At 63.4% G+C, this 20,035-nt stretch carries 19 protein-coding genes; 12 read left to right on the top strand and 7 right to left on the bottom strand.

From position 1 onward, the window contains the following. Window positions 1-88: 88 nt before the first annotated feature. Window positions 89-1,057, bottom strand: coding sequence for an SMP-30/gluconolactonase/LRE family protein (locus BLR13_RS06555; protein WP_074826268.1), 969 nt, complete (start codon window positions 1,055-1,057; stop codon window positions 89-91). Between the two features lie 105 nt (window positions 1,058-1,162). Here BLR13_RS06555 and BLR13_RS06550 point away from each other — a divergent pair, with 105 nt between their 5' ends. Further along, window positions 1,163-1,984 carry an NAD-dependent epimerase/dehydratase family protein gene (locus tag BLR13_RS06550; protein ID WP_074826273.1) on the top strand — a complete coding sequence of 274 codons (822 nt, stop codon included), beginning with the start codon at window positions 1,163-1,165 and terminating at the stop codon, window positions 1,982-1,984. A 6-nt stretch (window positions 1,985-1,990) separates the two neighbouring features. On the opposite strand, the gene BLR13_RS06545 is transcribed toward BLR13_RS06550, so the two are convergent. Next, complete coding sequence (locus BLR13_RS06545; protein WP_074826276.1) at window positions 1,991-2,578, bottom strand: invasion associated locus B family protein; 588 nt, start codon at window positions 2,576-2,578, stop codon at window positions 1,991-1,993. A 31-nt stretch (window positions 2,579-2,609) separates the two neighbouring features. Continuing rightward, window positions 2,610-3,293, bottom strand: coding sequence for a GntR family transcriptional regulator (locus BLR13_RS06540; protein ID WP_074826278.1), 684 nt, complete (start codon window positions 3,291-3,293; stop codon window positions 2,610-2,612). Window positions 3,294-3,443: 150 nt separating this feature from the next. On the opposite strand from BLR13_RS06540, the gene BLR13_RS06535 reads away from it, so the two are divergent. The 5 genes from BLR13_RS06535 (at window position 3,444) to BLR13_RS06515 (ending at window position 9,653) form a co-directional block, all read left to right on the top strand. Next, on the top strand, window positions 3,444-5,150 hold the full coding sequence (locus BLR13_RS06535; protein WP_074826281.1) for an IlvD/Edd family dehydratase: 1,707 nt from the start codon (window positions 3,444-3,446) through the stop codon (window positions 5,148-5,150). A 273-nt stretch (window positions 5,151-5,423) separates the two neighbouring features. Then, window positions 5,424-6,422 (top strand): TRAP transporter substrate-binding protein, encoded by a 999-nt coding sequence (locus BLR13_RS06530; protein WP_074826284.1) that lies wholly within the window; start codon window positions 5,424-5,426, stop codon window positions 6,420-6,422. Between the two features lie 136 nt (window positions 6,423-6,558). Further along, complete coding sequence (locus tag BLR13_RS06525) at window positions 6,559-7,560, top strand: TRAP transporter substrate-binding protein (RefSeq protein ID WP_074826287.1); 1,002 nt, start codon at window positions 6,559-6,561, stop codon at window positions 7,558-7,560. A gap of 168 nt (window positions 7,561-7,728) precedes the next feature. Further along, window positions 7,729-8,313, top strand: a complete 585-nt coding sequence (locus BLR13_RS06520; RefSeq protein ID WP_074826291.1) for a TRAP transporter small permease — start codon at window positions 7,729-7,731, stop codon at window positions 8,311-8,313. Continuing rightward, window positions 8,310-9,653 (top strand): TRAP transporter large permease, encoded by a 1,344-nt coding sequence (locus BLR13_RS06515; RefSeq protein ID WP_074826294.1) that lies wholly within the window; start codon window positions 8,310-8,312, stop codon window positions 9,651-9,653. Before BLR13_RS06520 ends, BLR13_RS06515 begins: the two co-directional genes overlap by 4 nt. Before the next feature lie 60 nt (window positions 9,654-9,713). On the opposite strand, the gene BLR13_RS06510 is transcribed toward BLR13_RS06515, so the two are convergent. Continuing rightward, window positions 9,714-10,499: an enoyl-CoA hydratase/isomerase family protein gene (locus BLR13_RS06510; RefSeq protein WP_433994257.1), complete on the bottom strand. Its 786-nt coding sequence runs from the start codon at window positions 10,497-10,499 to the stop codon at window positions 9,714-9,716. A gap of 253 nt (window positions 10,500-10,752) precedes the next feature. Between BLR13_RS06510 and BLR13_RS06505 the strand changes: the two genes are divergently transcribed. Next, the gene (locus tag BLR13_RS06505) at window positions 10,753-11,973 is read left to right on the top strand and encodes an NAD(P)/FAD-dependent oxidoreductase (protein WP_074826300.1); all 1,221 of its coding nucleotides are present in this window, start codon (window positions 10,753-10,755) and stop codon (window positions 11,971-11,973) included. A gap of 30 nt (window positions 11,974-12,003) precedes the next feature. On the opposite strand, the gene BLR13_RS06500 is transcribed toward BLR13_RS06505, so the two are convergent. The 3 genes from BLR13_RS06500 to BLR13_RS06490 form a co-directional block, all read right to left on the bottom strand. After that, complete coding sequence (locus tag BLR13_RS06500) at window positions 12,004-13,113, bottom strand: mandelate racemase/muconate lactonizing enzyme family protein (protein ID WP_074826302.1); 1,110 nt, start codon at window positions 13,111-13,113, stop codon at window positions 12,004-12,006. Between the two features lie 89 nt (window positions 13,114-13,202). Then, the gene (locus BLR13_RS06495; RefSeq protein ID WP_074826305.1) at window positions 13,203-14,114 is read right to left on the bottom strand and encodes a ribokinase; all 912 of its coding nucleotides are present in this window, start codon (window positions 14,112-14,114) and stop codon (window positions 13,203-13,205) included. Between the two features lie 20 nt (window positions 14,115-14,134). Then, window positions 14,135-15,028: a sugar kinase gene (locus tag BLR13_RS06490; RefSeq protein ID WP_074826308.1), complete on the bottom strand. Its 894-nt coding sequence runs from the start codon at window positions 15,026-15,028 to the stop codon at window positions 14,135-14,137. A 238-nt stretch (window positions 15,029-15,266) separates the two neighbouring features. Here BLR13_RS06490 and BLR13_RS06485 point away from each other — a divergent pair, with 238 nt between their 5' ends. From BLR13_RS06485 to BLR13_RS06465, 5 genes are all read left to right on the top strand, one after another. Beyond that, the gene (locus BLR13_RS06485; RefSeq protein ID WP_074826311.1) at window positions 15,267-16,127 is read left to right on the top strand and encodes a VOC family protein; all 861 of its coding nucleotides are present in this window, start codon (window positions 15,267-15,269) and stop codon (window positions 16,125-16,127) included. A gap of 73 nt (window positions 16,128-16,200) precedes the next feature. Then, window positions 16,201-16,908, top strand: a complete 708-nt coding sequence (locus BLR13_RS06480; RefSeq protein WP_171944990.1) for a TetR/AcrR family transcriptional regulator — start codon at window positions 16,201-16,203, stop codon at window positions 16,906-16,908. 245 nt (window positions 16,909-17,153) lie between these two features. Next, window positions 17,154-17,963 (top strand): ABC transporter permease, encoded by an 810-nt coding sequence (locus BLR13_RS06475; RefSeq protein WP_074826314.1) that lies wholly within the window; start codon window positions 17,154-17,156, stop codon window positions 17,961-17,963. A 59-nt stretch (window positions 17,964-18,022) separates the two neighbouring features. Then, complete coding sequence (locus BLR13_RS06470) at window positions 18,023-19,021, top strand: ABC transporter substrate-binding protein (RefSeq protein WP_074826317.1); 999 nt, start codon at window positions 18,023-18,025, stop codon at window positions 19,019-19,021. A 159-nt stretch (window positions 19,022-19,180) separates the two neighbouring features. Then, complete coding sequence (locus BLR13_RS06465; protein WP_074826320.1) at window positions 19,181-20,029, top strand: ABC transporter ATP-binding protein; 849 nt, start codon at window positions 19,181-19,183, stop codon at window positions 20,027-20,029. Window positions 20,030-20,035 lie beyond the last annotated feature (6 nt).

The following is a 20,035-nucleotide window of genomic DNA, read 5'->3' as shown; positions in this document are numbered from 1 at the left end:
CGTTACTGCGAAAAGTCGTCGAACAGCGTCCTTCGAAATTGAGATCACGGAGTATGGGTCCCTGCGTTCGCAGGGACGACAGTTGAGCCTACCCGCCGAGCGCGCCCTGCGTGTTGACATACAACGCGTAGATCGACTGGCTCGCGGCCATGAACAGGCGGTTGCGCTTGACGCCGCCGAAGCAGAGGTTGGCGCAGCGCTCGGGCAGCGCGATGCGGCCGATCAGGACGCCGTCGGGTGCGTAGACCACGACGCCGTCGAGTTCGGGATCGCCCATGCCCCAGCCGCACCACAGATTGCCGTCGATGTCGCAACGCATGCCGTCGGGCGTGCCGGGACCGGCGTCGATGAAGACGCGCTTGTTGGAGATCCTGTCGCCGCCGGGCGAGACGTCATAGGCGAGAATCTTTCGGTTCGGCACGCCGCGGGATTCCACGACGTAGAGGATCTTCTCGTCCGGCGAGAAGCACAGCCCGTTGGGCCCGAGCACGCCCTCGGCGACGATGGTGGCTTTGCCGGTCGCACCATCAAGGCGGTAGACATTGGCGTCGATCTCGGACTCGGCCTTGTAGCCCTCGTAGTTGCCGAGCAGGCCGAAGGTCGGATCGGTGAACCAGATCGAGCCGTCGGATTTCACCACGACGTCATTGGGTGAGTTCAGCGGCTTGCCGTCGAAACTGTCGATCAGCACCGTGATCGAGCCGTCATATTCGGTGCGGGTGACGCGGCGGCCGCCGTGCTCGCAGGTGACGAGGCGTCCCTGGCGGTCGCGGGTGTTGCCGTTGGCGAAGTTCGACGGCTTGCGATAGATGCTGACGGCGCCGGTCTCCTCTTCCCATTTGAGGATGCGCTGGTTCGGAATGTCGCTGCACAAGAGATACCGCCCGTCGCCAAAATATACCGGGCCTTCGGCCCAGCGCAGGCCGGTGGTCAGCCGCTCCACGGCCGACAGCTTCAGCCAGTATTTCTCGAAGCGCGGATCGAGCGCGTGGATCGCCGGATCGGGATAGCAGGTCGCCGGACGCCAGCCGGCCGCATGAGATGATGCCTCGGACATTTGCTGTTCTCGTTGTTGTTGCGTTTCCTCGCAGTTTGGTTTGCTATCACCCCCAGCCAATGACCGCAAATCGGTCCAAGCAAGAGAAAAGAGAAGAGGAACGCAATGCCACGCATATTGATGACCGGCGCCGCCGGCGGGATCGGCACGTCCTTGCGCAAGCTGTTGCCGCCGATCTATCCGGACCTCGTGCTGAGCGACTTGAAGGCGCCGGCCGATCTCGGCAGGAACGAGAAATTCATCGCGGCGGATCTGGCCGATCCGGCGCAGGTCGAGGCGATCTGCGACGGCGTCGACGGTATCCTGCATTTCGGCGGCTACTCGGTCGAAGGCCCCTGGGACGATATCCTGCAGTCCAACATCATCGGCGGCTACAACCTGTTCGAGGCCGCGCGCAAGAAGGGCGTCAAGCGCGTGGTGTTTGCCTCGTCAAATCATGCGGTTGGCTTCTATCCGCGCCACCATCGCATCGGCACCGACGTCACCGCGCGGCCGGACAGCCGCTATGGCGTCAGCAAGGTGTTCGGCGAAGCCGTCGGCGCGCTCTATGCCGACAAATACGGGCTCGGCGTCACCTGCATCCGGATCGGCAATTTCGGCGAAATGCCGCTCGACCACCGCAGGCTTTCGATCTGGCTGAAGCCGGAAGACCTGGTGCAGCTCTGCCGGATCGGGCTCGACCATCCCGACATTCATTTCGAGGTGCTGTACGGCGCCTCGTATAACGAGCGCGCCTGGTGGGACAACCACCGCGCCTACGACCTCGGCTACCGGCCGACCGGCAGGGCTGAGGACTTTCGCGAGCATGCAATGGCCGAGCAGGCCAAGCTCAAGCCCGATCCGGTCGGCGACTTCTACCAGGGCGGCACGTTCTGCAGCATGGAATTCGCGGGCGACAAGAGCAAGATCGTGGACTGGAAGAAGTAGCGCTGCCTATTCCTCGCATGGTGGCGGGTTCGCTGCCCGCTTCAACCGCGCGTTCAATTCGTCGCTGGTCATCTCAGCTACCTTTGGTGGTCCGCCGGCCGGACCGTCAAAGGCCTCGGCGAACCCTGCGAGCGGAAACGGAAGGGTGATGCCTTGACGATCGCGGGCCATGGCTTCGATGCTGATCGTGCGCGCATGCTTCAGGCCTTCAATGAAATAGGTGTCGATATCGAGCTTGCCCCGGCAGCCCAATTCCCCACAATTCGGATCAGGAATTGGGATCGGGGTGCCCTGATCGATCCGGACCGCGAGGGTGCCGTCGAGCAGGCGCTTCGTCACCAGGTTGATGGACAGGCTTCGCTGTTTGCCGTCGCGGATCCAGACGGCGATTCCGCCTCCGGAAGGCTGACACGCGCCCTTCGCGCCGGAAGAAGTGAAGCAGTCGGAATTGCCGTCGGGTCGATTGACGCAAATCTTGGCCCACGGTTGATAGGTGAGTTGCGCCGCCCTTGGATCACTGGCGGCTTCGGCTGCGCCGGCGCCACATCCGACACGCGCCGCGATCACTGCGGACAACACCAGCACGCGTTTCATGAAGGGGCTCATCGCTCCGCCGATGCCGGACTTACGGATTCTTGTTGTCCGCGATGCGGCCGAGATAGTCCGCCTTGCTGAACTGCATGTGGTCGACGCAGAGCTGCGCCAGCGCCCAGCTGTCGCGGCCCTTCAACAGCTCGATCATTAGTTCGTGCTGGCGACGCGATAGCGCCAAACCTTCCTTGTCGGCGAGGTTCTTGGCCCGCATCGGCAGCGTCAGGTTCATGTAGTCCTGCAGCGAGCGCACCAGATAGGGATTGCCGCAAGCCGAAAACAGCGCGACGTGGAAGGCGTCGTTGGTCTCGTGAATGCCGCGCAGGTCCTGCGCATCGGCCCTCGCGCAATATTGCCGCTGCAGCTCGCTCAACTCTTCGATCAGGCTGGCGGGCGCGGGCAGCGCGATCATCAGCGCGGCCTGCCGCGTCAGCATCTCCCGCACCTCGTAGATCTGCCGCACTTCCTCGGCCGAATAGAACCGCACGGTGGCGCCGATATTCTTCTCGCGCAGCACGATGCCCTGGCGTTCGAGCTGGAACAGGCCCTGGCGCACGAAATGCCGGCTGGCGCCGTAGCGCGTCATCAGCGTGTCCTCGACCAGCCGCGAGCCCGGCGCGAAGCGGCCGAAGATGATGTCCTCTTCCAGGCGGCGAATGACTTCCGCCTGTTCCTCCTCGCGCGTCAGCGCGGAAGCTTCCTCTGCCTGAGCTTTCATCTCTCAAAGTCAGCACAGTACCCCATTCATTGTCAATAATGATGGGATTTTGGCGGCTATCCGCTTAATTTGGCCCGCGAATTATCATGCATTGACAATAATTCCGCGGCCTCCTTTAGTGGGCGGCCAACGACCACGGGAATTAAAGAGATGGCTGACGACGGACTTCGCAAGGGATTGGCGAGCTATGGCGACGCCGGATTTTCGCTGTTCCTGCGCAAGGCCTTCATCAAGGCGATGGGCTATTCCGACGACGCGCTCAATCGCCCGATCGTCGGCATCACCAATACCTACAGCGATTACAATCCCTGCCACGGCAATGTGCCGCAGATCATCGAGGCCGTGAAGCGCGGCGTGATGCTGTCGGGCGCGATGCCGATGGTATTCCCGACCATCTCGATTGCCGAAAGCTTCTCGCATCCGACGTCGATGTATCTGCGCAATCTGATGGCGATGGATACCGAGGAGATGATCCGCGCCCAGCCGATGGACTCCATTGTGGTGATCGGCGGCTGCGACAAGACCTTGCCGGCGCAGATCATGGCAGCAGTCTCTGCCGATCTGCCGACCGTGGTCATTCCGGTCGGGCCGATGGTGGTCGGGCATCACAAGGGCGAGGTGCTCGGCGCCTGCACCGATTGCCGGCGGCTGTGGGCCAAATACCGCGCCGGTGAAATCGACGACGTCGAGATCGAGGCCGTCAACGGCCGGCTGGCGCCGTCGGTCGGCACCTGCATGGTGATGGGTACCGCCAGCACCATGGCGTGCATCACCGAAACGCTCGGCCTGTCGCTGCCGATGAGCGCGACCATACCGGCGCCGCATGCCGAACGGTTTCGTTCCGCCGAAGCGAGCGGCAGGGTTGCCGCCGCGATGGCGATCGCGAAGGGGCCAAAGCCCAGCGAATTTCTGACGGCGTCGTCGTTCCGCAATGCGCAGGTGGTGCTGCAGGCGATCGGCGGCTCGACCAACGGCCTCATTCATCTGACCGCGATTGCCAACCGCACCAAAAATCGTATCGATCTCGCAGCCTTCGACAAGCTTGGCCGCGAAGTGCCCGTGCTGATCGACCTGAAACCGTCCGGCGAGCACTACATGGAGCACTTCCATCATGCCGGCGGTGTGCCGAAGCTGATGGCGCAGCTCGGCGATCTCCTCGACCTCGATGCCAGGACCATCACCGGCGCGACGTTGCGCGATGTCGTCGCCGGTGCCGAGGACGTGCCGGGGCAGGACGCGATCCGCCCGCGCAACAATCCGATCAAGCCGGAAGGCGCGATGGCGGTGCTGCATGGCAATCTCGCGCCGCGCGGTGCCGTCATCAAGCATTCGGCGGCGAGCCCCAAATTGCTGCAGCATACCGGCCGGGCGGTGGTGTTCGAGTCGGTTGAAGACATGACGCTGCGGGTCGACGATCCCGCGCTCGATGTGACGGCCGACGACGTGCTGGTGCTGCGCAATGCGGGACCGAAGGGCGCCCCCGGCATGCCGGAAGCGGGTTACCTGCCGATCCCGAAGAAGCTCGCGCGTACAGGCGTGAAGGACATGGTACGGATATCGGACGCGCGCATGAGCGGCACGGCGTTCGGCACCATCGTGCTGCACATCACGCCGGAATCGGCTGTCGGCGGCCCACTGGCGCTGGTCAGGAACGGCGACATGATCCGCCTCGATGTCGCCAGCCGCAGCATCGACTTGCTGATCGACGATGCCGAACTTGAAAAGCGCCGTGCGGCGCTGGCGCCGCCGACGACGCCCGACTGGGCCAAGCGCGGCTATGCGCATCTGTTCAACGAAACCATCCTGCAGGCCGATGAGGGCTGCGACTTCGATTTCATGCGCGGCGAAGGCAAGTAGCCGACTTGTACATCCGCCGTCGTCATGCTCGCGAAAGCGGGCATCCAGTATTGTAGAGACGCTGACGTAGAGCCGAGACCCCACAGGATACTGGATCTTCCGCCCCAGTGCGCAATCGCGCACAAGGCGGACGATGACGGTTGTGCGAATAGATTTGCCGTATTGGTTGTCATCCATCTCGCAGATGCGTTGCGCCTTGTTTGATTGACAATCGAACAAGGCCGATGGGATGATAAAAGGAAAAATAACATCAGAAATCATGAGGGGGAGACGATGGACAGGCTGAGAAGCGTGCTTGGTGCGGTCGTGGCCGCGCTCGTGATGACCACCGCAAGCGCCGGCGCGCAGGAGGCGAAACACTATCGCTTCGCCTACGATCAACCGAAATCGACCGGTTACGGCATCGTCGGCGATATCTTCAGCGACAAGTTGAAGGCGCTGAGCAAGGGCACCATGCTGATCGACCAGTATCCGGGCGCGCAGCTCGGACAGGAGCCGCAGGTGCTGCAGCTCGTCAAATCCGGCGACGTGGAGTTCTGCATCTCGTCATCAGCCAATGCCGCGACGCTGTCGCCGCAGGCCGGCGTGATGTCGATGCATTTCCTGTTCCGCTCCGAGGCGCATCTCATCAAGGCGATCGCGGATCCCGAAGTGTCCAAGGCCATGAAGGCGATGATCGCGGATACCGTGCAGGGCGCCCGCGTCATCGCGCTGTCGACGCTTGGTTTGCGCAGCATGTATTCCAAGCGCGAGATCAAGAAGATCGATGACATGAAAGGTCTCAAGGTGCGGGTGCAGGCGACGCCCACCGAGGACACCATGTTCCCGGCCTATGGCGCGCAGATCGTGCACATGCCGTTCGGCAGCGTCTACACCTCGCTGCAGACCGGCGTGATCGACGTCGCCGAAAACGGCGTCAACGTCTATCTCGCCAACAAGCACTATGAAGTTGCGCCCGTGCTGTCGATGACCGAACACGAGGCCAACAACAACCTGGTCTGGGTCAGCGACAAGCTCTGGAACAGCCTCTCGCCGGAACAGCAGGGCTGGGTGCAGGCCGCCGCCGATGAGGTCAACAAGACCCAGCCCGCCAAGGCGATCGAGCTCGAGCATCAGTCGCAGGACAAGCTGAAGGCGATCGGCGTGAAAGTGGTCACCGATGTCGACAAATCGGGCTTCGTCGCAATAGCCGATCCCTATCTCGACAAGCTCGCCAAGGACCTCGGTCCCCACGCCGAGAAGGTCAAGGACCTGATCCGGGCCATTAAGTAAGGCCCTTCGCGGAATTGTCGATAATCTGGTGTCTTCGAGGTCAGGAACTGTCGCATCGCCTTGAAATGCCGTTACTTTATTGACAATCTTGCGGCCTTGATGGGATGATCGGGAAAATCAGAACAGGGAGGGCGGGATGGCCAGTCGTAGGATGTTGTTGGGCGCGGCGATCGCCGCGGCTTCGGTGATGTTTGCCGCAAGCGCCGGCGCCCAGGAGACGAAGCATTACCGCTTCGCCCACGATCAGCAGCTCAACACCGGCTACAGTGTCGCCTACGACATGTTTTCGGCCAAGCTCAAGGAACTGAGCAAGGGAACGATGCTGGTCGATCAATATCCTGGCGCGCAACTCGGCCAGGAGCCGCAGCTTCTGCAACTGGTGAAGTCCGGCGACATCGACTTCGCCATCGTCTCGTCAGCGAATACCGCGACGATCTCGCCGCAGGCCGGAGTGATGTCGCTGCACTTCCTGTTCCGCAACGCCGATCATCTGGTCAAGTCGCTGGCCAACCAGCAGGTAATCGACGCGATCACGGCGATGATCGACGAGACCACGCAGGGCCTGCACGTCATCGCCACCGGTTCGCAGGGCGTGCGGAGCATCTACAGCAAGAAGGAAATCCACAACGCCGGCGACATGAAGGGATTGAAGATCCGGGTTCAGGCCACGGCGACCGAGGACGCAATCTTCCCGGCCTATGGCGCCCAGACCGTGCATATGCCGTTCGGCAGCGTCTACACCTCGCTGCAGACCGGCGTGATGGATGCCGCCGAGAACAGCGTCAACGTCTACCTCGTCAACAAGCATTACGAGGTGGCGCCGGTGCTCTCGATGAGCGAGCATGAAGCCAACAACGCGCTGCTGTTCATCAGCGACAAGCTTTGGCAGAGCCTTTCCGCCGACCAGAAACAGTGGGTCAAGACCGCAGCGGCCGAAGTCAGCGCCAAGGAGCCGGCCAAGGCATTCGAACTCGAAAAGACGGCGGCCACCAAGCTGAAGGGGTATGGCGTCAAGATCGTCGAGGACGTGGACAAGAAGAGCTTTGCGGCCATCTCCGATCGGTATCTCGACAAGCTCGCCAAGGAACTCGGCCCGCACGCGGAGAAGATCAAGAACCTGATCCGCGGGATTAATTGAGGGCGCACTATCCGTGTCGTCCCGGCGAACGCCGGGACCCATACGCCGCGGCCTTTCAATTGGGCGATCAGGCAGCCATCTTGTTCAACAATGTACGCCGGTGGTTATGGGTCCCGGCGTTCGCCGGGACGACGAGAGAGTTTGATCCGGGACAGAGAGTCTAACCCGATGGCCATCGCCGACAAACTGGTGCTGCAGCGGCAACGTCATCTGAAATGGCAGTCGTTCGACCGGCTCGAACTGTTCCTGATGATCGTATGCGGCGTCCTTTGCCTCGGATTCTCGCTATCGGTGACGGCCGACATCATCACGCGGACCATCGGTCATCCATGGCTCTGGCTGCAGGAAGTCACATCGACGCTGTTCATCTATGCGATCTTCATCGGCGCGGCCGTCGCCACCCGCCGCAACGATCATCTGTATCTGACCGCGATCTCCGAAGCGATGCATGGCACGCCGCGCATGATCGTCGAGATCATGATTCGCATCGTCGTGCTCGGCGTCGCGTTCTGCCTCATCTATTTTGGCTACATCAATTATGTCAGGGGATTCGGCAGTTTCCGGTTGCCGTCGGGGACGCCGATCGCCTCGCTCTATGCGGCGATTCCGTTCGCCGGCGCGTTGATCGCGCTGTTCACGGTGGAGCAACTGGTCAACGGCATTCGTAACGGGTTCGATCATCCGGAGCCACTGGAGGAAGACCGCGATATTCCGCCGGTCGACGTCAGGCCTGAGACGAGGGCGCGCCCGTGAGTGCACCGGTCATTCTCGGTCTGATGACGTTCTGCTTCCTGTTCTTCGGCTATCTCGGCGTGCCGGTGCCGTTCTCGCTGCTGGCCGGCGTGTTCGTCGGCGCCATGCTGACGGACGTTTCGCTGGCGGCCATCATCCAGAAGGTGTTTGACGGCGTCGATTCCGAGGCGTTGCTGGCGATTCCATTCTTCCTCTTGGTCGGCGAGCTCATGAGTTCGGCCAACGTCGTGGTGCGAATAGCCAATCTGTCGCTGTCGCTGGTCGGCCATATCAGGGGCGGGCTGTCCCAGGTGGTCGTGGTGTTCTCGATGTTCTTCTCGGAAATGTCGGGATCGACCACCGCCGATGTCGCGGTCATGAGCCGCGCGCTGGGCGGCCCGATGAAGCGGGAAGGCTATAGCCCTGCTTTCATCGCCGCGATCATCGCATCGGCCTCGACCATCGCGGCGCTGGTGCCGCCGAGCATCACGGCGGTCGTCTATGGCGCGGTCGGCAACGTCTCGATCGCCGGGCTGTTCATGGCCGGTGTGGTACCGGGCCTGATGATTGGCTTCGGCCTGATGATATATTGCTATTTCTTCGGCCCTTCCGGCATGCGCAAGCCGCGCGCGCCCCTGCGCCAGGTCGTGTTCGCCGCCGGTGACGCGGCGCTGCCGCTGATGATCCCGGTGATCCTGCTCGGCGGCATCCTCACCGGCTATTTCACGCCGACGGAAGCCGGCATCGTCGCCGTGATCTGGATCATCGCGGTGGTGATCCCGGCGCTCAATCGCAAGCACTTCAGGAACATCCCCTACGATTTCTGTCTCGCCGGGCTGATCTTTTCGCTGCCCCTGATCACCATCGGCGCCGCCAACGCCTTCGGCTGGATGCTGGCCTATCTGCGCGGTGCGGCCGTGATCGCCGACTGGATCACCTCGATCGCGGGCAACGACCCGCATCTGATGATGCTGTTGCTGGTGCTGCTGTTCACGGTCGTGGGCGATTTCATCGAGCCGGTGCCGACCATCATCATCTTCATGCCGCTGGTGAACACGCTGACGCAGGCCGGCGACATCAACGGCGTTCATATGGGCGTGGTGCTGATCGCCACGCTGGCGTTCGGCCTGATCACGCCCCCTTACGGGCTGGTATTGCTGATGGCTTCGAAATTCGTCGGCGTTCCATTTGCGAAGGCATTGCGCGCGGCGCTGCCGATCTACGTCGTGTTCCTGGTGACCATCATCTTCACGATCTATTTCCCGAAGGTGGTGCTGTGGCTGCCGAAGCAGGTGATCCCGGAGTCGGTCGGGTGCTTCAAGTCTCCGGCGGGGACCGGGTATATCTGTCCGAACACGTAACAATACCCGCGTCGTCCCGGCGAAGGCGGGGACGACGGCAGAGTGCTGGATGCGTCGCTCTCATTTCCCTTTGCTGGTGAATTTCTTCACCGCCACGCGAAAATCATCGGTGTGCATGGCGTCGATGATCTTGGCTTCCTCGGCATCGAGCTGCTGCCGGGTCGGCGTCACCGCGGCCTGATAGACCAGCGATTTGGTGCCGGCGATGGCGGCCGGCGGGTTCTGCGCCAGCCGTTCGGCGAATTTGCGCGTCGCGGCCTTGAGTTCAGCGGCGGGCACGACGCGCGCGACCAGGCCCCATTCGTAAGCCTGCTTTGCGGTAAAACTGTCTTCCGCCAGAAATATCTGCAGCGCGCGGCGGGTGCCGACGGTGCCGACCATGCCGACGGTACTGCCGCCATCGGGCGAGACGCCGATCTTGGCGTAGGCCGGGGTGAAGCGGGCATCATCGGCGGCGATGCAGAGGTCGGTGACAAAGGCCAGTCCCATGCCGGCGCCGGCTGCCGAGCCGTTGACGCTGGACAGCACGATCTTCGGCATCCGCCGCACCGTCTCGATGAAGGCGTGATAATGCTTCAGCAGTTCCCCGACCACGGGCGCGATGTTGTCGGCAGCCGCCGCAGCGCCAATGGTCTGCAAGTCGCCGCCGGCGGAGAAGGCGCGGCCTTCGCCCTCGATCACCAGCACCCTGATATCGTCATTGCCTTCGACGTCGGCGCCGAGCTGCTCGAGCTTTTGCGCGATCGACAGGTCGATCGAATTGAAGGCCGCGGGCCGGTTGAGGGTGATGGTCGCGATCGGACCTTCGATCCGGAGCAGGGCAGGGTCGGAGGGGGCTGCTGACATGGTGGACCTCATGGACGCGAAAATGGCCCGGCATTTAAATCGCAGAAGGGAACGGGTGACAATCCCGGCGAAGTCTGCAAGACTTCGGCTTCATCAGGGGTTTGGGGCGCACGAGCCGCCTCGAGCCTCGAGATGCCCATCTTTCCGGATCCGGCCACGAGCGCCGCGATCCAGGATGAGGCAGCAAGCACCAACATCAGCCGAGAGCAGACGACATGGGTCACTCCTGTGCCTTCGCAGTTGAATTGTCCCGATGACGCAGGGACCGGTCATCATCGCCGGCGCCGGCCATGCAGGCTTTCAGCTTGCGGCCTCATTGCGCCAGAACGGCTTTTCCGAGCGCATCGCGCTCGTCAATGATGAAGGCCATCTGCCGTACCAGCGGCCGCCGCTGTCCAAGGCCTATCTGAAGGGAACCGGCGGACCGGACACCCTGATGTTCCGGCCGGAAAAATTCTATCACGACCAGACCGTCGATCTGATCGCCGATCGCGTCACCTCGATCGATCGCGCCGCGCGCAAACTGGCGCTCGCGTCCGGCGCGTCGCTGGATTACGGCCATCTCGTGCTGGCGACCGGGGCGCGCAACCGCCTGCTGGATATTCCCAACGCCAATCTCGATGGCGTGCGTTATCTGCGGACGCTCGACGACAGCGAGGCGCTGCGGCACCGGATCGCCTCCGGCCAGCATGTCATCGTGATCGGCGCCGGTTTCATCGGGCTGGAATTTGCCGCAACGGCGCGGGCCAAGGGCCTCGAAGTCGACGTGGTCGAACTTGCCGCGCGGGTGATGGCGCGTGCGGTGACCGCGGAAATCTCGGAATTTTCGCAATCGCAGCATGCCGCTGCCGGCATTCGCATTCATTTCGGCGTGCAGGTCACCAGCATCGAAAACGACGGCGGCAGGGTGACCGGTGTCAGCCTCAGTGACGGCCGGCACCTTCAGGCCGATCTCGTGGTGGTCGGCGTCGGCGTCTTGCCCAATGTCGAACTGGCGGCGGAGGCCGGCCTGCCGGTGGCGGCCGGCATCATCGTCGACGAGCTTCTGTTGACCGCGGATCCGAACATTTCGGCGGTTGGCGATTGCGCGCTGTATGCGAGCCCGCGCTTCGGCGGCTCGTTGCGGCTGGAGTCGGTGCAGAACGCCACCGATCACGCGCGCAGCGTCGCGGCGCGGCTGACCGGCGACGCCAAACCCTATGACGGCCTGCCGTGGTTCTGGAGCGATCAGGGGCCCGACAAGCTGCAGATGGTAGGCCTGACCACCGGTTACGACCAGGTCGTGGTGCGCGGCGATCGCGGCGCGGGGGCCTTCTCCGCCTTCTGTTACAAGTCCGGGCGGCTGCTCGGCATCGAATCCGTCAACCGCGCCGGCGATCACATGTTCGGCCGGCGTCTGCTGGCCGCCAATCGCTCGATCACCCCGGAGCAGGCGGCCGATGCCAGCTTCGATCTGAAGGGCGCGCTGACTTAAGGCCGGCACGGTGCCGGCTTCAGGTCATCATCACGCGCTCAGGACAACCGGAGTGAACGCCTGCAGCCTGGCGATCGCCTGCCAGTCCCATGCGATGCCGAGGCCGGGTTCGGAAGACGGTTTGGCCCGCCCGCCTTCGATGGTCAGGCGGCTGGTGGTGATGTCGTCGAGCTGCGGGATCCATTCCACCCAGGCCGCGTTCGGCACGGCCGCGCACAGCGAGACGTGCAACTCCATCAGGAAGTGCGGGCAGATCGGAACGTTGAAGGTTTCGGCGAGGTGCGCCACCTTGAGCCACGGCGTGATGCCGCCGATCCGCGCCACGTCGGCCTGCACGATCGCGCAGGCGTCGCGCTGCAGATATTCGCGAAAATGGCTGGGATGATAGATCGACTCGCCGACCGCGATTGGTAGCGACGTCGATGCGGCGAGGCGGATATGGCCGGCGAGGTCTTCCGCCGGTAGCGGCTCCTCGAACCAGGCGAGGTCGAGCGGCTCGTACTGGCGGGCGCGGCGGATCGCTTCGCCGACCGTGAAGGCCTGGTTGGCATCGACCATGATCTCGAAACCGGGGCCGACCGCGTCGCGCACGGCGGCAAGGCGCGCGATGTCCTCGCTGACATGGGGGCGGCCGACCTTGATCTTGGCACCGCCGAACCCCTGCGCGCGCACGGACAGTGCGTCATCGACCAGCGCCTGCGGCTCGACATGCAGCCAGCCGCCCTCGGTGGAATAGACCGGCACGGAAGCTTGCGCGCCGCCGGCTTCCTTCCAGAGCGGACGGCCCGCGGCGAGGCATTTGACGTCCCACAGCGCGGTATCGATGGCTGATAGCGCGAGACTGGTGATGGCGCCGACCGCGGTCGCATGGGTTGCGAAGAACAGCGACTTCCAGATCGCCTCGATGTCGAGCGGGTCGCGGCCCAGCAGCCGCGGCGCCAGATGATCCCTGAGCAGCGCGACCACCGACGAGCCGCCGGTGCCGATCGTATAGGAATAGCCGGTGCCGACGATGCCGTCGCTGGTGTGGATGCGGACCATCGGCGTTTCCTGCGTGGCGAACGACTGGATCGCGTCGGTGCGGACCGCCTTTGGCACAAGATCGACCTGCAGGATTTCGACACGCACGATCTTGGCCATGGTTTTTCCTTGTTCGTTGGGGCAAGCGCCGCAGCCAGCATGTCGCCGGACGCGCCCGATATCAAGACCGGGGGATCAGGAAGACGAGTCTATGTGGACAGCAGTGCCGCGACCTCCGCCGCCGTCGGCATCGAGGGCGCCGCGCCCATCCGCTGCACACAGATCGATGCCGCGGCATTGGCGTATTCCAAGGCACGGCGGATGGCCGTGCCATTGGCGAGCTGGCTTGCGAGCGCGCCGACAAAGCAATCACCGGCGCCGGTGGTGTCGACCGCCTTCACCGCGCGGCCGGCGATGACGGAGGCCTGCCCATCGATCAGCGCCAGCACGCCGCGTTTGCCCAGCGTGATGCAGATGATTCTACTGCCGCCTTGCAAGGCGCTCGCTGCTGCCACGAAGCGGGCGGGATCGTCGCTGTCGCGCAGCTCCATATGGGTGAGAAGTCCGAGCTCGGTCTCGTTCAGGATCAGGATATCGACGAGATCGAGCAGATCCTTCCCGAACGGGATCGCCGGCGCGGGATTGAGGATCGTGGTCGCGCCCGCTGCCCGTGCGCGCCGGAAGAACGCGACGATCGTCGCTTGCGGAATTTCGAACTGGCTGACGGCGACGTCGCCTTTGGCCAGCGCAACTGCGGTGACGTCTTCGCTACTAACCAGCGCATTGGCGCCTGGCACGACCACAATCGTATTGTCGGCATCGGCAACGGTGATGATGGCCATTCCGGTATGGGCCTCGGCGGTGTCCTTGACATGAGCGAGATCGACCGCCTGTGCGGCGAGAAACGTCCGTAATTGCTGGCCGAAGGCATCGCGCCCCAGCCGGCCGATCAGCGTGGTCGGCGCGCCGAGCTTGGCGGATGCCACCGCCTGGTTGGCGCCCTTGCCGCCAGGAAAATAGTTTACGGCGTTGCCGGCGACGGTCTCGCCGACCTTGGGATGCCGGTCGGCGGTCGCCACCACATCCATGTTGATGCTGCCGGCGACAAAGACCCGCCCCATGTTATCCCCGACTCATCCGGTCACGCGCCGGCCGGAAACGCCATCTTGACCACTTCGATGTCGGTCAGCGTCGGCAATCCGGCCTCGTTGCCGAGGCGCTGGATCTTGTAGGTGGACGCGGCCCGCGCGAATTCGAAATGGTCGTGCCAGCTTTTGCTGGGGTTAGCGAGGTAGGAATAGACATAGGCGCCGTGGAAGACGTCGCCGGCGCCGTTGGTATCGATCACGCGCTCGCGTGGAATCGGAAGCGCCGGCAGGTTGTGGACCGCGCCGGTCTCGTCGTACCAGAGCAGGCCCTTTTCGCCGAGCGTGACACCGCCGACCCGGCAGCCCCTGCTCTTGAGATAATCCAGCATCTCCTCCGGCGTCTTGTCCATCTGCTCGCAGAGCCTTTCGGCGACGATGGCGACGTCGATGAATTCCAGCAGCTCATGGGTATTGGAGCGCAGGCCGCCGCCGTCGAGCGAGGTCAGGATGCCGTCCTCGCGGCACAGTTTGGCATAGTGGATGGCGGCGTCCGGCTGGTGGCCGTCGATATGCAGCGCCCGGCAACCCCTCAGGTTGAGGATCGGAAAGGGATGGATATGCTCGTCGTCGCGGCAGCGGACGATGGCGCGCTTGCCGTCCTTCGGCATGATGAAGGACAGCGAGGAGCTATTGACCTTGCGCGGATGGATCGAGATGCCGTATTTCGCGCTCATGTCCTGGAACATGCGGCCGAGCCAGTCATTGGCGACGGTCGCGATCAGGTCGGGCACGATGCCGAGTTTCGCACAGCAGAATGCGGCCGTGACGGCGTTGCCGCCAAACGAAACCGCGTAGGCGGAGGCTACGTGCTTTTCGTCGCCGGTCGGCATGTGGTCGGTGATGAAGGTGACGTCGATATAGGTCTGTCCGATGAAGAGGGCCTGCATTCGCTTTCCGTCTTGTATTACAGCGCATTGGGCTGAAGGTGGATCCGGCCCGGCGCGCTTACACTAACACCGGAAATCAGATGGTTTCGCTGAAAATATTCGCAAACCGTGCCGTCTTTGCGGCTTGAGATGGCAAGATGATGAGCCTAGGACCGTCCCAAGGCGGCCGGGCCTGTATAACGGCTGGACACTGCGCGGGTTTCCGGCGCGGTGCGACAAAATGGGAGGGGACTTTTCCGTGATTACCGGTCTCGATCATGTCGTCGTCTTAACCCAGGACATCGCGGCGGGCACCGCAAGCTATCAGACGCTGTTTGCGCGGGCGCCGGCCTGGCAGAACAGCGGCGACGGCGCCGACCGCGTGCTGTTCACGCTCGACAATATGTCGCTGGAGTTGATGGCGCCCTCGGGCGCGGACGCCAATGCGGATCGAATCCGCAGCGTTCTGGCGGCCCAGGGCGAGGGGCTGGCGAGCCTCTGTTTCCGCACCAACGACATCGGCAAGCTGCACCGCCGGCTCGATCGGCTGACCCTGAAGCCCGAGCCGGTTGCGGAGGTTGAAAGCCGCGACGCGCTCTCGGGGGCTGTGCTGTCGTGGAAGCGGACTCGCACGGCCTCGGACGCCACGCGCGGCATCCGGCTGTTCTATCTTCAACTCGCCAGCGAGCGTCCGCGCTCCGTGCCTGTCGCGACCGGGCCGATCACCGCGATGGACCATGTCGTGGTTTCGACGCCGGATCCCGAGCGCGCCGCCGCGCTTTATGGCGCGCGGCTCGGGCTCGACATGGCGCTCGACCGCTCACATCCGGACTGGGGCCGGCTGATGTTCTTCCGCTGCGGCGACCTCGTCGTCGAGGTGACGCACCGGCCGGCCAAGCCCGCGCCTGCGCCGCTGGACCTGCAGAAGGATCGTCTCCGGGGCATCTGCTGGCGCGTCGCCGACATCGACGCCACCCATGCGCGGCTGGCCCGGGCCGGCGTCGACGTCTCCGAAGTCCGCACCGGCCGCAAGCCGGGCACGCGGGTGATGACCGTGCGCAACGGCACCTGCGGGGTTCCGACACTGTTGGTGCAGCCGTCGCCGGGGAAGCCGGAGTGATGCGCTCACCCCGCATTCTCAAACGCCCGCCTGCGTGCTACAGCAACCATCATGCGTCCATCGAGCGATTGATTTGGCAAAGGCAAAACGCGTCCTGAAGTGGCAGCGCGACCCCGAGGGCATGCGGATCCGCATTCTCGAGGCCGCCAAGCAGGAATTTGCCGCCCATGGCCTGGCCGGTGCGCGCGTCGACCGCATCGCGGCCAATGCCGACGCCAACAAGCGCATGCTGTATTACCATGTCGGCAACAAGGAAGATCTCTACCTCGCGGTGCTGGAGGCTGCCTACGACAAGATCCGTTCCGAGGAGCGCGGCCTCGATCTCGAACATCTCGATCCGCCCGAGGCGATCGAGCGGCTGATCGACTTCACCTGGAATTATTTCATCCGCAACCCGGAATTCCTGGCGCTGCTCAACACCGAGAATCTCGCCAAAGCCCGCCATCTGAAACGCTCGACCAAGGTCAAGTCGATGCACTCGCCGTTCGTCGAGATGATCCGCACCGTGGTGACGCGCGGCGTCGAAAGCGGCGACTTCCGCGTCGCCGTCGATCCGGTCCAGTTGTACATTTCGATCGCCGGGCTGTGCTTCTTCTATCTCTCGAACAGCGCCACGCTGTCGGTGATCTTCGGCCGCGACCTCCTGAAGAGGGAGGCGAGGGACGAGCGCCTCGCGCACATGGTGGCGCTGGTGCTGGCGGCGCTGACGGGAAAATCGACCGCGGATTTCGGCAAGGCGAAGCCGGCGGGATTGCGGGCGGCGGCGCATCAGCCGGTTTGACGCGTTCGCGTTGGTGAACACGGCGTCATGGCCGGGTTTAACCCGGCCATCCACGTATTCCTTCTTAGTGTGAAAAGTCGTGGATGCCCGGGTCAAGCCCGGGCATGACGGCGGATGGAGCCTTCTCCACATCCCGGACGGTCGCCCACGCCGCAAATTGCCGCACGAAAGCCACTTGCCAGTATTTATCCAACGGGTTAATTTCTCTCCGAAAGACGACCAGACAGCCAGACAGGGAGCGAGACGTGGCCGAGGCGAAGGGGCCCAGTGGTGTATCCAGAGCGCTGAACGCGGCGTGGCTGCGGCCGTTTTTGTTCCTGATCTTCATCGTGGTGGCCTGGGATGTGGCGATCCGGCTGTTCCACATCCCGGCCTATCAGATCCCGTCGCCCGGCGATGTGCTGGCGGTGCTGTGGACCGACTGGCCGGAACTGTTGCGGCAGGCCTGGCCGACCACCTACGCCACCATCTGCGGCTTTGCGCTGTCGGCGCTGTTCGGCATTCCCGTCGCGATGCTGATCGCGGGCTCGAAGACGGTGGAGAGCTACGTCTATCCGCTGCTGGTGTTCTCGCAATCGGTGCCGAAGATCGCGATCGCACCGCTGTTTGTGGTCTGGTTCGGCTTCGGCATTATTCCGAAAGTGATCTCGGCGTTCCTGTTGGGATTTTTCCCGGTCGTGGTATCGGCGGTGCAGGGCTTCAAGTCGGTCGACCCTGATATGGTCGATCTCGCGCGCGCCATGCAGGGCAGCCGCTTCCAGGTGTTTTGCGCCGTCAACCTGCCGCATGCGATGCCGGCGATTTTCTCCGGCCTCAAGGTCTCGGTGACGCTGGCCGTCGTCGGCGCCGTGGTCGGCGAGTTCGTCGGCTCCAATTCCGGCATCGGCTATGTGCTGCAGCGCTCGATCGGCACCTTCGATCTGCCGACGATGTTTGCCGCGCTCGTGATCCTGGCGCTGCTCGGCGTGATCCTGTTCTGGATCGTCGACCGCATCGAACGCCTCGTGATCCCCTGGCATGTCAGCCAGCGCGAGGACATCATTTTCGCTTCATAATACCAACGTCAGAACAAGCGGCCGGCAAGGACCGCGTCAACACCAACGGGAGGATAACCATGATACGAGCGATAGCGGCGGTTGCGACCGCCTTGATCTGGACCGCGCTTTCAGTGGTTCCCGCTTCCGCTGCCGACAAGGTCGTGCTGATGCTGAACTGGTACGTCTATGGCGAGCACGCGCCGTTCTATTACGGCAAGGCCAAGGGCATCTATGCCGCCGAAGGCATCGATCTCGAAATCCAGGAAGGCCGCGGTTCGGCGGCGACCACGCAGGCGGTGGCGGCGAAGACCGCCGATTTCGGCTATGTCGACGTGCCCACCATGATGCGCGCCGCGGTGAAGGGCGCGCCGATCGTCGCCACCGGCGTGCTGCTGCAGACCAGCCCGATGTCGGCGATGGGTTTCGTCGAGAAGAACATTAAAAAGCCCGAGGACATCAAGGGCAAGACGGTCGCGATCACCCCGGCCGATTCCATGACCCAGATCTGGCCGCTGTTCCTGAAGAAGACCGGCCTGAAGGAAAGCGATTTTACCACGGTCGCCGGCGACGGCCAGACCAAGCTCAACGCCGTCATCAACGGCCAGGCTGATCTCCTGCTCGGCTACGTCATGGACCAGTCGATGAAGATCAAGGACGCCACCGGCAAGGACGTCTATCCGATCAAGTTCGCCGACTACGGCATCAACATGGTCTCGTCGGGCATCGTCGCCAACACCGACTACGTCAAGGCCAATGCCGGCCTCGTCAAGCGCTTCATGTCGGCCACGACCAAGGCGGTCGAAGCCGCCGAGAAGGACCCCAAGGGTGCGGCGCAGTCGATCCTCGACGCCAACCCGAAGGGCGGCAAGATCGAAACGCTGACGCAAGGCTTCGAGCTGACGATCCCGCTGTACCGGACACCGGAAACCAAGGCCAAGCGGCCGTTCGAAGTGACCGACCAGAACATGACCGATACGGTCAACCTCATGGTCGAATATGGCGGGCTCGACGCCAAGGCCAAGGACAATCCGAAGGCGTTTTATACCAACGACTACCTGCCGAAGGGCGGCTCGTGAGAAACGTACGCGCGGCGAGCGTTGGGGCCTCATGGTTCGAGACGCGCGGCGGTGCCGCGCTCCTCACCATGAGGATCTCAGACCTCATCCTGAGGAGGCGCGGAGCGCCGTCTCGAAGGATGAAGCCGTGCACGCACACGTGGTGACGGACTTGATGCAATGAACCCCGCGACCAAACCAACCGAGATCGAGCAGCCCGGCGCGCATCTGCGCCTGGTGTCCGATCGTGCCGGGCAGGCGACGCCCGGGATCACGCTGTCGGGCGTGTCCAAAACCTATCGCTCGCGCGACGGCGACGTGCCGTCGCTAAAGCCGCTGGATTTTCACATCAACGAGGGCGAGTTCTTTGTCGTGGTCGGCCCGTCCGGCTGCGGCAAGTCCACGCTGCTGAAGATGATCTCGGGGCTGCTCGCGCCATCGACCGGTGAAATCCTGGTCGACGGCGAGCAGGTGACAAAGCCGCACGGCAATGTCGGCATCGTGTTCCAGAACGCGCTGCTGCTGCCATGGCGCAACATCCTCTCCAACGTGATGTTGCCGATCGACATGAAGAAGCTGCCGCGCGCGGAGTATCTCCAGCGCGCCAAGGCGCTGTTGAAGCTGGTCGGGCTCGAAGGGTTCGAGAAGAAACTGCCCTGGCAGTTGTCCGGCGGCATGCAGCAGCGCGCCTCGATCTGCCGGGCGCTGGTGCACGATCCCAAGATCATGCTGATGGACGAGCCGTTCGGCGCGCTCGATGCCATGACGCGCGAGAAGATGAATGTCGAACTGATGCGGATCCAGCGTGAGACCGGCAAGACTGTGCTCTTGATTACGCATTCTATACCGGAAGCCGTGTTCCTCGCCGACCGCGTGCTAGTCATGACCGAACGGCCGGGCGCGATCGCAGCGATCTACGACGTGCCGCTGCCGCGGCCGCGTTCGCTGGATTCGATGGCCGATCCCGCGTTCACCGAACTGGTGCAGCGGATTCGCAAACATTTCTTCACCCAAAGCGCGCTGGACTGAAAGCTG

Origin of the sequence: Bradyrhizobium ottawaense, from assembly GCF_900099825.1 — a bacterium.
GTDB classification, from domain to species: Bacteria; Pseudomonadota; Alphaproteobacteria; order Rhizobiales; family Xanthobacteraceae; genus Bradyrhizobium; species Bradyrhizobium ottawaense_A.
This window is presented reverse-complemented; position numbering and strand designations above follow the sequence as displayed.

What these genes read in the sequence shown, in the direction of transcription:
- BLR13_RS06555 (WP_074826268.1), bottom strand. Translation starts at nt 1,057, where the DNA reads ATGTCCGAGGCATCATCTCATGCGGCCGGCTGGCGTCCGGCGACCTGC.
- BLR13_RS06550 (WP_074826273.1), top strand. Translation starts at nt 1,163, where the DNA reads ATGCCACGCATATTGATGACCGGCGCCGCCGGCGGGATCGGCACGTCC.
- BLR13_RS06545 (WP_074826276.1), bottom strand. Translation starts at nt 2,578, where the DNA reads ATGAAACGCGTGCTGGTGTTGTCCGCAGTGATCGCGGCGCGTGTCGGA.
- BLR13_RS06540 (WP_074826278.1), bottom strand. Translation starts at nt 3,293, where the DNA reads ATGAAAGCTCAGGCAGAGGAAGCTTCCGCGCTGACGCGCGAGGAGGAA.
- BLR13_RS06535 (WP_074826281.1), top strand. Translation starts at nt 3,444, where the DNA reads ATGGCTGACGACGGACTTCGCAAGGGATTGGCGAGCTATGGCGACGCC.
- BLR13_RS06530 (WP_074826284.1), top strand. Translation starts at nt 5,424, where the DNA reads ATGGACAGGCTGAGAAGCGTGCTTGGTGCGGTCGTGGCCGCGCTCGTG.
- BLR13_RS06525 (WP_074826287.1), top strand. Translation starts at nt 6,559, where the DNA reads ATGGCCAGTCGTAGGATGTTGTTGGGCGCGGCGATCGCCGCGGCTTCG.
- BLR13_RS06520 (WP_074826291.1), top strand. Translation starts at nt 7,729, where the DNA reads ATGGCCATCGCCGACAAACTGGTGCTGCAGCGGCAACGTCATCTGAAA.
- BLR13_RS06510 (WP_433994257.1), bottom strand. Translation starts at nt 10,499, where the DNA reads ATGTCAGCAGCCCCCTCCGACCCTGCCCTGCTCCGGATCGAAGGTCCG.
- BLR13_RS06505 (WP_074826300.1), top strand. Translation starts at nt 10,753, where the DNA reads ATGACGCAGGGACCGGTCATCATCGCCGGCGCCGGCCATGCAGGCTTT.
- BLR13_RS06500 (WP_074826302.1), bottom strand. Translation starts at nt 13,113, where the DNA reads ATGGCCAAGATCGTGCGTGTCGAAATCCTGCAGGTCGATCTTGTGCCA.
- BLR13_RS06495 (WP_074826305.1), bottom strand. Translation starts at nt 14,114, where the DNA reads ATGGGGCGGGTCTTTGTCGCCGGCAGCATCAACATGGATGTGGTGGCG.
- BLR13_RS06490 (WP_074826308.1), bottom strand. Translation starts at nt 15,028, where the DNA reads ATGCAGGCCCTCTTCATCGGACAGACCTATATCGACGTCACCTTCATC.
- BLR13_RS06470 (WP_074826317.1), top strand. Translation starts at nt 18,023, where the DNA reads ATGATACGAGCGATAGCGGCGGTTGCGACCGCCTTGATCTGGACCGCG.
- BLR13_RS06465 (WP_074826320.1), top strand. Translation starts at nt 19,181, where the DNA reads ATGAACCCCGCGACCAAACCAACCGAGATCGAGCAGCCCGGCGCGCAT.